The 12,506-nt window shown below is 35.1% G+C and carries 12 protein-coding genes and 1 other annotated feature; of the genes, 9 read left to right on the forward strand and 3 right to left on the reverse strand.

Going from position 1 to position 12,506, the window contains the following annotated elements; genetic code table 11:
• Positions 1-52 precede the first annotated feature (52 nt).
• Positions 53-282: a binding site (T-box leader), on the reverse strand.
• A gap of 50 nt (positions 283-332) precedes the next feature.
• Entirely contained in the window at positions 333-1,793 is a 1,461-nt protein-coding gene (gltX, locus tag Bccel_RS21775) for a glutamate--tRNA ligase (RefSeq protein ID WP_036944388.1), read from the reverse strand.
• 249 nt (positions 1,794-2,042) lie between these two features.
• Between gltX and Bccel_RS21780 the strand changes: the two genes are divergently transcribed.
• From Bccel_RS21780 to Bccel_RS21805, 7 genes are all read left to right on the forward strand, one after another.
• A complete protein-coding gene (locus tag Bccel_RS21780; RefSeq protein WP_036944387.1) occupies positions 2,043-2,405 on the forward strand; it encodes a phage holin family protein in 363 nt (120 codons plus the stop codon).
• A gap of 662 nt (positions 2,406-3,067) precedes the next feature.
• Positions 3,068-3,241 carry a Spo0E family sporulation regulatory protein-aspartic acid phosphatase gene (locus Bccel_RS29795; RefSeq protein WP_160317752.1) on the forward strand — a complete coding sequence of 58 codons (174 nt, stop codon included), beginning with the start codon at positions 3,068-3,070 and terminating at the stop codon, positions 3,239-3,241.
• A 48-nt stretch (positions 3,242-3,289) separates the two neighbouring features.
• Positions 3,290-5,113: a stalk domain-containing protein gene (locus Bccel_RS21785; RefSeq protein ID WP_050753720.1), complete on the forward strand. Its 1,824-nt coding sequence runs from the start codon at positions 3,290-3,292 to the stop codon at positions 5,111-5,113.
• Positions 5,114-5,312: 199 nt separating this feature from the next.
• A complete protein-coding gene (locus Bccel_RS21790) occupies positions 5,313-5,693 on the forward strand; it encodes a GntR family transcriptional regulator (protein WP_036944386.1) in 381 nt (126 codons plus the stop codon).
• 5 nt (positions 5,694-5,698) lie between these two features.
• Positions 5,699-6,607 (forward strand): ABC transporter ATP-binding protein, encoded by a 909-nt coding sequence (locus Bccel_RS21795; protein ID WP_242853166.1) that lies wholly within the window; start codon positions 5,699-5,701, stop codon positions 6,605-6,607.
• Positions 6,576-7,619, forward strand: a complete 1,044-nt coding sequence (locus tag Bccel_RS21800) for an ABC transporter permease (RefSeq protein ID WP_036944385.1) — start codon at positions 6,576-6,578, stop codon at positions 7,617-7,619. Before Bccel_RS21795 ends, Bccel_RS21800 begins: the two co-directional genes overlap by 32 nt.
• On the forward strand, positions 7,616-8,752 hold the full coding sequence (locus tag Bccel_RS21805; protein WP_036944383.1) for an ankyrin repeat domain-containing protein: 1,137 nt from the start codon (positions 7,616-7,618) through the stop codon (positions 8,750-8,752). Before Bccel_RS21800 ends, Bccel_RS21805 begins: the two co-directional genes overlap by 4 nt.
• A 120-nt stretch (positions 8,753-8,872) precedes the next feature.
• Here Bccel_RS21805 and Bccel_RS21810 read toward each other — a convergent pair whose 3' ends face one another.
• A complete protein-coding gene (locus Bccel_RS21810; RefSeq protein WP_036944380.1) occupies positions 8,873-9,829 on the reverse strand; it encodes a hypothetical protein in 957 nt (318 codons plus the stop codon).
• Positions 9,780-10,418 (reverse strand): RNA polymerase sigma factor, encoded by a 639-nt coding sequence (locus Bccel_RS21815; protein WP_050753722.1) that lies wholly within the window; start codon positions 10,416-10,418, stop codon positions 9,780-9,782. Before Bccel_RS21815 ends, Bccel_RS21810 begins: the two co-directional genes overlap by 50 nt.
• A 230-nt stretch (positions 10,419-10,648) precedes the next feature.
• Here Bccel_RS21815 and Bccel_RS21820 point away from each other — a divergent pair, with 230 nt between their 5' ends.
• Both Bccel_RS21820 and Bccel_RS21825 read left to right on the forward strand, forming a co-directional pair.
• A complete protein-coding gene (locus Bccel_RS21820; RefSeq protein ID WP_036944377.1) occupies positions 10,649-11,374 on the forward strand; it encodes an ABC transporter ATP-binding protein in 726 nt (241 codons plus the stop codon).
• A complete protein-coding gene (locus Bccel_RS21825) occupies positions 11,371-12,417 on the forward strand; it encodes an ABC transporter permease (RefSeq protein WP_036944374.1) in 1,047 nt (348 codons plus the stop codon). Before Bccel_RS21820 ends, Bccel_RS21825 begins: the two co-directional genes overlap by 4 nt.
• Positions 12,418-12,506: the final 89 nt, after the last annotated feature.

A 12,506-nucleotide genomic window follows, 5' to 3' on the forward strand; every position in this document is an offset into this window, starting at 1 on the left:
GAATACACAACAATTTCCTGGACAATCAAAAAACCCGCCTATATATAATATACATAGAGGCGAGTTTAGTCGCGGTTCCACTCTAAATTCAGGAATAAACCTATCTCAAAAGCATAACGGTGCTATTTCCGTGAAAGCTTAATCTTACTTCAGCTCCAAATTCATGGGTGCACTTCACAATAAAATAAACTAAAACTGTTTCAGCCTAACCTGGAGATACGACAGGTTATCAGTTTCTCTCTGCAGCTATTTTAGTGCTACTCTCCCAATCATCATTTTTAAAATATTTAATTCATCCGCATCCTTACATACATTTAATTTATTTTATCAAATTAATGCAGGTTTTGCAAAAATGATTTTATTCGTTTAATCATATTATCTTTTCCAAGTATGGCAATGATATCATAAAGCTCCGGTCCGTGCATTTGCCCGGTAAGTGCTATACGTATGGGCATAAACAGGTTTTTGCCCTTAATTCCCGTTTCTTTCTGTATAACTTTTAGAACACTTTTTCCGAATTCCTCATCAATATTGTCAGCTTCCTGTACCTTGGTCATAAAAACCTCAAGAAGCCCCGAAACCTGTTCGCCCTTCATTATATCCATAGTTTCTTCGTTCTCAGGCGTTACATCATCACTATAGAATATTTTAAGCTTTGCAGGCACTTCAGCCATGTAGGAGATACCGGATCTTATTGCTGCAACCATTTTGCTGATGCGGTCATGCTCATCCTTTGAAATATCATCATTAATATAACCTGCATTCTTCAAATGGGGTATGGCGAGATCTGTAAGATATTCAACGTGTGTTGTTTTAATATACTGGGAATTCACCCAGTTGAGCTTGCTTACATCAAAAACTGCAGGATTTTTTGATACCCTGTCCAGTGAAAACTGGGAAATCAATTGATCCATATTAAATATCTCTTCTTCAGTTTCAGGTGACCATCCAAGTAATGCAAGGAAATTTACAATAGCATCAGGTAAATAACCTTGATCCCTGTACTGCTCAACCCATGTGGAGCCATGTCTCTTACTCATTTTTGTATGGTCATGACCGAGTATCAGGGATACATGGGCAAACTCAGGCTTCTCAAATCCAAGTGCATCGTAAATAAGTATCTGTCTGGGAGTATTAGACAAATGCTCCTCTGCCCTTATGACATGAGTAATTTCCATCAGGTGGTCGTCGATAACCACCGCAAAATTATATACGGGAATTCCATCGGATTTCACAATTATGAAATCTCCAACACCATTGCTGTCAAACTCTACATTACCTCTTACCTTGTCGTTTACTGTAATTGTTTCATTCAGAGGAACCTTGAATCTTATTGTGAACTTTTTGCCCTCTGCAATGTTCTTCTGTATCTGCTCTTCGCTAAGATGACTGCATTTGCCCAGATATCTTGGAAGCTCGCCTTTTTCTTCAAGCATTTTTCTCTCAGCTTCTATTTCCTCCTGGGAACAAAAGCATCTGTAAGCTTTTCCGCTTTCTAAGAGCTTATCTATAAATTTATTATATACATCTTTACGCTCAGTTGATCTATACGGGCCATTTTCACCCCCAACATCTATTCCTTCGTCCCAATTTATCCCCAACCATCTCAAGTCGTTTATTATAACCTGCTCAGACTCATATGAAGAGCGAGCAAGGTCAGTATCTTCTATTCTCACAAGAAATTTACCGTTATTGTGCTTTGCATAAAGATAATTGAACAAAGCGGTCCTAGCCCCACCTATATGTAGATGCCCCGTTGGGCTTGGTGCAAATCTTACTTTTATCTGTTTCATTTGTTTTCTCCTCTCAAATATATGTTTTGCAATAATGCCTTCATATATTTATAACTGCTGCAAAACACATAATTTTATCTATATGAAATTGATTAGTAATGATTAAAATATTTGAATTATTCCTAATCTTTAATATTATATATAAAATTATAGTTTTATACAATTATATTGTATACCTTTTCATATTGAATAATATTTCAAGTAATTGTTAACACTATTTATGAATCTACTATGAAAGGATGTTGTATAATGGCTAATCAATACGCAAAGACAGGCGATGTAGGAATTATGCATCTAGTATTAAGGCTGGTATCGAGTATCGTAATACTCGGAATCACTGCCTTCCTTACTCCCGGATTTGCGATAAATGGAATGTGGCCGCTTGTGTTTGGAGCTGTTATTTTAGCAGTTCTGGATTATTTGGCACTACGTTTTTTAAATTTAAATGCATCTCCATTTGGAAGAGGAATATCAGGTTTTATACTTGCCGCAGTAATAATATATGTAACTCAATTTTTTGTACCAGGTTATAGTGTTTCATACTTTGGTGCTATAGTTGGTGCACTGGTTTATGGTATAGTTGATGCTGTTATTCCTGGAAAAGGAATGTAATTTCAAGGAAATTATATAAAGTATATTATTTCCTTGAAAAATTGCAGCAGACCTTATGCCCCTTTGTAATGTTAAAGAAATAACTTCCCCTGTTTGCTCGCTTTCGTGCCCACTCAACCCATGAAGCACACTCGCAAGGGGAAGTGTTCTTTAGCAATTGTTTTGCTAGAGCATATTTGCACGACAAACTTATTCTTGCAAATCTTTGGGGCATTAAGTCGCTGGTTCCTTTTACTTATTATGGTTGAAATTCACCCTATTCCTTATGAGATAATTTGCCGAAAAAATATATATGAAATTGTTTATCCTGCTCCAAAAGTAATACCAAGTCAAAATGTGTCGATTTATTTACATTACAGGAATGTATTGACATTTTGTGCAATAATATATATAATATTGGTTAGTATAGTTACATAGTTTTATATATTTCCATCCAAAAATGCTATCTTTTTTCATAAGGGATTCCAGTGAAAGGTCAAATATTATGACATCACATTTTATGTTTTAGCTATATTTATTGTGATACTCTGATTAAGTATTTCTATTACAAGTGTAAGCTGCTTCTTTATAATTCCAGCTTCACTTTAATTACATGTGCTATATCATATTAAATTTTAACAATTGCTAAAAATAAAAATTTACCGGACAAGGATGTGGAAATTTTGAAAAGAGGAAATACCCTGGAAAATAGGATAAGAAAAAAACAGGAAAAAGTAAACAGGTATATCAGCCTCCATGGTATAGGTAACACGGAAGAACTTTTGGAACTTAGCAGAGAATTGGATGTTTTAATCCTAAGCTGGTTGAAAAAGAAGCGAGTTTCGGATAAAATATAACTTAATACTGCTAAGCAACAAAGTTAACAGAAAAGAGGCTGCATGCATATGAAGAGTTTACAATCATTTTTTCTAGTTCTCGTTATTCTTTTATGCAACACATTTTTATCATCTGCCAGTTCAATTAACGTTTTTTACTGTATTGACAGCTCTGCAGAATTCAACAACATAAAAGAAGTCTTTTCAAAAAGCGAAAATAATATGTACTTTCAGTGGGCCAGACTTGCCAGGAATAAAGAAGACAAAATACAGTTTACCACTAAATTCTCATTTGGAATAAGCAAATTTGATAACAGGGTTGAATATGGAATTCCTTATAAAATCGGGAATGAAATAAGAGAAGAATACAGTATTGTTTCAGGGGATACATTATCCTCCATTGCTTTAAAATATGAGGTTCCTTATAAGCTTCTCGGTGAATTCAACAATATTAGTGACTTCAGCTCTGTTAGAGTTGGCCAAAAGATTAAAATTCCTTCACTTATACCTGATTTAAGCAGGAAGGATGATTACAAAGCCATTAATCAGAATGGAAAGGTATACCTGTCAGTTTTCTTTGATGCATCTGATTACAGCGATAAAAAAAATAGTGCTCTGGAATTTTTAAATATGGACGATAGCTCCTGGAAGCAGAACATATTGGATCCAATGTGCGAAGCATTGAACACATGGGATTTTGATGGCGTTGTACTTGATTTTGAAGGCTTTAGGGATAAAATAGAAAATATCAGTTACAGTACTGACAATAAAACCGGATTGAAAGAAAAATATATAAAATTTCTTACCCTCTTAAAAAATAGCCTTGGCAATAAAAAATTAATGGTAGTCATTCATCCTACCAATGTTTCAGGCTACTTTGACGGATATGATATTGCCAAAATAAACAAAATATCAGACATCATTATATTAATGGCATACGACTATCAAAGCTTTGAAAGATATGGAGCCTCAGACAGCACACCTGCAGATCTTGTGGGAAAAATCAAAAACATTGAAGCATCAGTATTGAGCCAGCCATATACACAGCCCTATGATAAAGTGGAAGGGGCAGTAAATGAAGCAATTGCCAAAGGAGCTGACGCCTCAAAAATGCTTCTTGGAGTTAATATTGTTCCTATAAAATGGGTCAGATATTCTAAAAACATAAACGGTAAGACTTATTACTACTATACATATAACAGAGCCTCTCTTGAAGAGGTGGAAAAGTTCAGCTCTGCTGAGGAAATCACAAATGGACATCTTGTTGCTAAAAAGCACATCCCTTCCGGTAAACTTTCAGCAGAAGAAAAGGCAAAATTAAAACTTGATGGCTCAGAAATCGATTCTGTGGAATATCATTATGAGTCACCTGAATCAGTAACTCTAAAGTATGAAAGGATAGTAAAAATTCATAATCTACAGGGTTTAACAGTGTGGAGGCTTGGAACAGGCAGCCTTAGAATCTGGGAAAGCTTGTTTTCCATATATGGATCTCCAGCACCAGCCGGCACAACTAAAATAGTACTCAAAATAGGAAGCTCAATGATGAAGGTGAATGATACCGATTCAGAAATTGATCCAGGCCGTGGAACAGCACCAATAATAAGCAACTCCCGCACGTTGGTGCCCATAAGAACAATTATTGAAGTATTGGGCGGGAAAGTTGACTGGGATGCGGAAAATGCGGCTACAAAACTTGCCTATAAGAATACAAATATATCCCTTACTGTTTCTAGTAAAACAATAGTTGTAAACGGAGTTTCAAAACAATCGGATACGGCACCTCAAATAGTTAACGGCAGAACTTACATGCCTTTAAGGTTTCTTCTTGAAAACCTGGGTCTAAAAGTGGATTGGAATGCACAAGCACAGACCATAACTATTGTGCCATAGAGCTAAATTTAATTAATATAGAAGAAAAAGCTTGACCTCTTAGAGAGAGTCAGGCTTTTTTAATGTCCATAATATTATATTATTTATCTTCGAAATTTCTTTTTTTAGATCAAATATTTACAAATACAACAATACATGTTATTATGATAGTGTACTATACATAATAGTACACTTAATACACGCTTTTGTGAGGTTCCAGATGTTAAATATTGATCCAAGAAGCAGCAAACCAATTTATGAGCAAATCGTAGATGAAATTAAAGCGAATATTGTGAAAGGAATTCTTAAACCTGGTGAAAAACTGCCTTCTGTAAGGGAGCTTTCCAAAATAATAACCGTAAATCCTAATACTGTCAGTAAGGCTTATTCTGAGCTTGAACGTCAGAAGGTCATAGATACAGTGTCAGGAAGAGGTACCTTTGTGTCTGCAAACTACAAGCCTAGGGACGATGATGACAGGCTTAATAAAATTAAAAGTTCCATAAAAGATGCAATTATTGAAGCTTACTACATCGGACTTGGAAAAGAAGACATTATCCATATTGTTGATGAAGCATATAAAGCTATGAAAGGAGAGTAATTAGTTTGATTGAAATTTGTAATGTAAGTAAAGCGATAGATGACAGTGATATATTAAAAGATGTTAGCTTTACTGTAAACAAGGGCAGCATCACTGCTCTCATTGGCCCTAACGGAGCAGGTAAAACATCCTTGATTAAAACAATCACTGGTATTTGGCTGCCTGATAAAGGCAATATCACTGTAGATAAAAAGCCTGTCTATGAGAATCCGGAAGTTAAGGCCAAGATAGGTTATGTACCCGACTCAAACCACTACTATGATTCATTCAAGGTTAAAGAAATAATAAATATGTACAAATATTTATATAAGGATTTCAATCTAAAAAGGTTTGAGGAGCTAAACAGCATCTTTCAAATAAGTATTTCCAAAAGAATTCGCGAACTGTCAAAGGGCAATAAAACAAGACTCTCTATAATGTTAAACCTGTGCATTATGCCCCAAGTACTTATACTTGACGAACCCACTTCGGGACTGGACCCTGTGGCGAAAAAACAGTTCTGGGATGTTCTCATAGATGAAGTAGCATCAAGACAGACTTCTGTGATAATCTCATCCCATAACCTTGTTGATATCGAGAAGGTTTGTGATTCAATAGTTCTCATGGATAGGGGCAGTATTACTTACAAAGGTGATCTGGATGATTTAAAGAGAAGAGTAAAAAAGCTGCAGATAGTCTTTATTGGCGAACCACCTGAAGCACTCATAAAAAGCAAGGAAGTCTGCTCTGTCAGTAAAATAGGCAGTATCTACTACATAACAGTAAAAGACTCTTCCAAAGCTTTTGAGGAACAGGTAAGATCCTTTGGCATTACTCTTATGGAAGAAATCGATATAACCCTTGAAGAAATATTTGTTAGTATATATGGAGGTGAAGGCACTTATGCAATCAGCGAACAAAGCATTACTATATAAAGACTGGAAATACGGCAAATGGTTTTTTCCCATATTGACATTGGAGCTTTTTATCCTTTTTGGAGCAAACCTGATTTATTTACTAGATATAGGTCAACCGAAAATAAAAATCTATTTGGATCAACTCCCCACACATATTGTGACACTGTTTATTATCACAGTTACATTGATTTTCATGTCGTCCATTCTTTTTAGATTTGAGAGAAAAACATCAACATATACCTTTGCATCCTCTCTTCCCTTTAAAAGAGAAGAAATTATCACATCCAAATGGATGGTTGGAATTTATAATATAATTCTTTCATACTTTTTGGTCTATTCCATCATGAACATCCAGCTAATTTTAAATTTCTGCTGGGATAAATATTTTGCTGACATAACTATATGGTTCATAGCATATACATCCTTATCCATTCTTATTTTCAGCTTTATTATGTTTATTCAATCCATGAACGGATCAATACTTTCAGGAAGTATACTGGTTATTATCTTCGGTGCTTTTCCCTTTACATTGGTGTTTTTAATAGCAAATTGCTATAATAATTATTCAACAAGCCTATTTTTATCAAATTTATTGGGAAGTAAAATATCTCCAAACTTTGATTTTATGATGCTTAATATTTATAGAGCCTATTCCCTCATAAGAGATTGGTCCGGCGGTTTATTGGGAATCCAATTTGCAATAATGGCATTATCCATAGTTCTTATAATGATTTCATATGTATTTTTCAGACTATCAAGAGTTATGTTTGTTAAAAATCACTTCGAGAGGGTGGGTAAAATCACTGTTGTCCCTAAATTCGAAAGGTTTATAAGGCCTATACTCTTTTATTATCTCGGTTTTATTATAACATTGATATCGGCCTTTGTTTTTAACAATACAAAATACTTTTTCAGAATTGATATTGTCATTGTGCTGTGTCTTATATTGCCCATAGTATTAAGTTTGTCGTACAACAAGTTATCAAAAATGGGTTTTAGAGTGTTTTTTAAAGGAGGTCATGCCGGATGAAGAAACTATCCATTACAATAATAGTACTGAACTTTATAATGATTTTGTCATCTGCCGTATATTCACAATTCCTTACAGATATTGTTGATTCAGCTAAGGCAGGTAATGTCAAAAGACTATCAAAGCAGCTTGATGAAAACTCCTATACTTCAACAAATATTAAAATTGCCCTTTTTGCCGCCATAGCAAACCATCGTACAGAGGCTGTATCGGTAATCATCAAGCATGTAGATTTAAAAGATAGGGACCTTACTCCAAATGATTTTACTCCTCTTATAGCCGCCCTTGAATATCCCGATATAGTAAAAATCCTTGTTGATGGCGGTGCAGACGTAAATGCTCCAAGTGATTCAAATCAATCTGCATTGGAATATGCCGTTATAAATAGAAATTACGATGTTGCGGAGTACCTTTTATTGAAAGGTTGCGACCCAAATATAAATAATTGGTTTTGCGATCCCCTCATTAACGAGAATATTTCAAAACAAAAAAAGTTAATACGCCTTTTGGTAGAAAAGGGTGTAGATTTGGAAAAAGAACTTGGTAAAAAAGTACTTGCCTCCGCAATAGAAATGGAAGATTATGAACTTATTGATTATCTTCTAAAAGGCGGTGCCAGATACCACCTTCCAAAGATTTTTTCCGTATCCATGATACCAAGCAGCAAGATGTACATATATCTCCTTGAAAAAGGTGTTCCTAAAGAGGATGCACATACGTTGTCAACTGCATTATATCTTGCCGCAGGTGGTAAAAACGAGGCCTTGAAATACTACCTTGATCATTGTTCAAAACTTGATGAATCACAGCTGAAAAGGATTTATACCAGTGCAGGTGTAAATAACAATTTTGAAATTATAAAAGCATTGTTATCTAAAGGTTATAAAATAGAAAAAGAAACATTTGTACGTATATTGGAAGATTCTATTTCAAGGAAACACTTCAGTATGTTTGAAGAAATCCTTAATTACAGCAAGGAGTCTAATGGTACAAAGAATGAAATCATCCTTGATAAAGACACCATAACCAAAATAAAAGCCAATGTGTTAAAACTCAAAAAAGAACAAGCCTGGTTTGATTTTTTAGAGAAGAAAAAATATGATGAAGCTTACGAACTCCTTGATAAGTATTAAAAACAGCAAAAGTAGGAAATTGTGGCACAGCATACACCATAATTTCCTACACCTTAATAAATGATTTTAACTGAATTTGCGATATGCAAATGTAAAAATTAGCCACTTCTCCTATAACTTCTATGGCTTCTTAATAATTGACTCTACAATCTTTACCAATTCGTCCACTCCAAGCCCTGAATAATCATCTATTCTGTAGAAGGCATCACCGTCTTTCCATTCTAATATCCGCTCTGATACTTTCTTGGTTTGGCTTTGTGATTCATTTTTCAGAATAACATCATTTTCATACAAAGTTGCTGTTCTATCTAATATACCGACCACTTTTCCCTGACTATTATGCATGTTTATAAATTGGCTGTCAGATACGGTAAGAAGGCATAACCCATCAAATTGATTTTTTGCATCATTTAATTTAATCTTTACCTGTCTTCCCCACCCGCTTGTAACATTTATTTTTCCTATATCTTTCATAAGTTCCTTAGCCATATTAGCATCAGTTACAACTGCAATATTATCAGAACTATCTTCAATTTCTTTTACTCCACTACTATAGTCCAGGACGGATACTCTGTCAGGTAGATTTAAAGAATCAGGTAGATATTCAGGTAATTTGACCTTGAACCCAGCTGTATTTTCAACTTCTTTTATATCAACCATAGGTACATCGTTTTCATATACCCTCTCTTCTATTGACACCTGAATCATTTCTTCTCCAACAGTAATAGTCTTTTCACTTGATTTAGTATAAGAACCATCACCCGGTAAAGTAATACTTATAGTATTTATAATGTCACTTGCTTTCTTTTCCGCCCAAGCCTTAACATGAGGGTTAAAACTATATACAGCTGCCATGCTAACGATTAAAAGAAGCATAGCTGCCATTGCAGCTTGTCTCTTTGAAAGCAGTCCAATTTCCGCAGTCCTCCTCATAAACCTTTGTACCGTGCTTTTCTTCATATCGGAATTAATATTCGTCTTAACCCTTTCTGACATATTATCCAACACATTAATTTCATGTGCTTTATTATCCAGGGATTTTCTTATCAATATATCCAATTGTGTTTGATTTTCCATCCAGCCCATCTCCTTTTCCTTCAATTATTTTTTTCTCATCTGAATACCTATCGCTTTTTGATAGAATTTGTTCAAGCTTTTTCCTTGCTTTATGTAGCCTTGACTTGACCGTATTCTCCTTGCAATCCAAGATTATAGAAATCTCATTAATTTGAAAGCCGTTGTAATAGTAAAGAACAACAACGGTTTTAAGCGTTGGACTTAATTTTTCAATAGCTATGGATATTTCCTTATCTCTAAACTTCGCTTCCACTATATCCGATGGATTATTTTCATCAGATGTTCCCAAAATGCATTCCATTTGAGATGTATCAACCAATACTTGATTTTTATGCTTTGCAGCCATTTTCCAACTTGTTCTTACAAGAATTCTATAAAACCAAGTGCTGAAAAACTCAATATTCTTCAGCTTTTTTAATGAATAAAAACACTGTATGAATGCCTCCTGAGCAATATCCTCTGCAATGTCACCTCGTCCTGTAACTAAAAAAGCTGTCCTTATGGCCATATCATTATACTTTTCAACAAGTGCTCCAAAGGCCTCAATATCTCCTTCCTTGCATCGGTTAATTAAATTATGGTCAATCAATTTATCAACTCCTTAAGACCTTTATTTTGTGGTATTGCCATTAGATTTAATCCGGATTAAGTCTGCTAAATAAAGGATGCTTTATATGTATTAGTGTCATCACACTAAAAAAAGGTTCTCTTATTTTCGATACTAATTATAATATTATAATACTTGTTATTGACATGAAAAACTATCTGCAGTACAATAAAAGTGAGTGATCACTCACTTTTATATGAGGAGGAGTTGTTATGGAACCTGTAGTAAAAATAAACAACGTCAGCAAAACTTACAGCAAAAAAACAGTTCTGGACAATATATCTATAAACATCGAGAATGGTCAGATCTACGGCTTGATCGGTCCTTCCGGAGCAGGCAAAACCACTCTTGTTAAAATAATGGTTGGCATGGAGAAAGCCGATACAGGAACTGCTCATGTACTGGATGTAAAGATGCCGAACCTTAATGTAATGCAGGATATTGGCTATATGGCCCAGTCTGATGCACTTTACTTAGACCTTACAGGGGAAGAAAACCTGCAATTTTTTGCTTCACTCTTTAGGATTAACAAAGCTGACCAGAAAAAGCGTATATCATACGTAGCAGAGCTGGTTAATCTCACAGATCATCTTAAGAAAAAGGTATCTGCCTACTCCGGAGGAATGAAGCGGCGTCTGTCTCTAGGTATAGCTTTGATTCAAAACCCCAGTGTACTTATACTTGATGAGCCTACAGTGGGAATCGACCCTGAACTGAGGCTTGGAATATGGAATGAGCTCTATCGCTTGAGAAACAGTGAAGGTAAAACCATCATTATTACCACTCATGTTATGGATGAAGCTTTAAAGTGCGATGTCCTGGCAATGATAAGAGATGGCAAGGTGCTTACAAGAGGTACACCAAAAGCTCTGATGCAATCTTATAATGTGACTAATCTGGAAGATGTATTCATAAAGGCAGGGGGTAATCTATCATGAGAACAAGAGCTTTAATAAAAAGAATAATTCTACAAATGCTTCGCGACAAAAGAACATTGGCACTGCTATTTATAGCCCCACTGCTGATTTTGACCCTTATGAATTTTTTATTTGCAGAAAATTCTGCAACCTATAATCTAGGCATTGTAAACATAGATAAAAATATTATCACCTCACTCGAAGCTAATAATATGACAGTAAAAGAATTTGAATCAGCCTCATATGAAACAGTTAAAAATGAAGGCCTTGACGGTTTATTGCATAATGACAGCGAAAAGCTGGTGCTTATCCTTCAAAATAACGACCCAACAGTATCCAAAGCCCTTCAGATGAAGGTAAGCCAGGCTATATCCTCTCAACTCCAGTCAAGAACAGGTTCCATGAATATGGAAAGCGTCTCCCCTTCAATAGAAACAAAATATGTATATGGAAGCAGTGAAACAACTTTTTTTGATATCCTTATTTCAATACTTGTTGGATTTTTTGTATTCTTTTTCGTTTTTCTCATTTCAGGAATAGGTTTGCTAAGGGAAAGAACCACCGGCACTTTGGAGCGGCTGATGTCAACACCTATAAAAAGGCCTGAAGTTATAACGGGATATCTGGCAGGATATGGCATATTTGCAGTTGTACAGACCCTTGTTGTCGTCATATTCGCTGTCAATGTTCTTGATGTAACTTTGGCAGGATCAATCTGGAATGTCATTATCATAAGCCTTATGATAGCTTTAACAGCACTGTCTTTAGGAATTTTGCTATCAACCTTTGCATCCTCCGAATTTCAGATGATTCAATTTATCCCTATCGTCATAGTTCCTCAGGTTTTCTTCTCAGGAATTATACCTGTTGAAGGTATGGCAGATTGGCTTCAGGCTTTAGCCAAGTTTATGCCTCTGTACTATGGTGCAGATGCACTAAAGGGTGTAATGTATAAAGGGTTGGATATAGGCGGCATCTATAAGGATTTGTTAATTTTAGCAGCATTTGCCGCAATATTCATATTCCTTAACATAATCGCTCTTAGAAAATACCGCAAGCAATAAGAGTTTGCTATATTTAAGTCTTTATTATATACTTTAACTATTATAGAATAATAAACTGGGTCAATGGGGCACTCGTGTTTTTTATAAAT

Source organism: Pseudobacteroides cellulosolvens ATCC 35603 = DSM 2933 (genome assembly GCF_001262605.1).
Classification (GTDB): domain Bacteria; phylum Bacillota; class Clostridia; order Acetivibrionales; family DSM-2933; genus Pseudobacteroides; species Pseudobacteroides cellulosolvens.

Coding starts and splice junctions, on each gene's coding strand:
- Bccel_RS21810 (WP_036944380.1), bottom strand. CDS start 9,829: ATGGAAAATCAAACACAATTGGATATATTGATAAGAAAATCCCTGGAT.
- gltX (WP_036944388.1), bottom strand. CDS start 1,793: ATGAAACAGATAAAAGTAAGATTTGCACCAAGCCCAACGGGGCATCTA.
- Bccel_RS21805 (WP_036944383.1), top strand. CDS start 7,616: ATGAAGAAACTATCCATTACAATAATAGTACTGAACTTTATAATGATT.
- Bccel_RS21825 (WP_036944374.1), top strand. CDS start 11,371: ATGAGAACAAGAGCTTTAATAAAAAGAATAATTCTACAAATGCTTCGC.
- Bccel_RS21785 (WP_050753720.1), top strand. CDS start 3,290: ATGAAGAGTTTACAATCATTTTTTCTAGTTCTCGTTATTCTTTTATGC.
- Bccel_RS21820 (WP_036944377.1), top strand. CDS start 10,649: ATGGAACCTGTAGTAAAAATAAACAACGTCAGCAAAACTTACAGCAAA.
- Bccel_RS21780 (WP_036944387.1), top strand. CDS start 2,043: ATGGCTAATCAATACGCAAAGACAGGCGATGTAGGAATTATGCATCTA.
- Bccel_RS21790 (WP_036944386.1), top strand. CDS start 5,313: ATGTTAAATATTGATCCAAGAAGCAGCAAACCAATTTATGAGCAAATC.
- Bccel_RS21800 (WP_036944385.1), top strand. CDS start 6,576: ATGCAATCAGCGAACAAAGCATTACTATATAAAGACTGGAAATACGGC.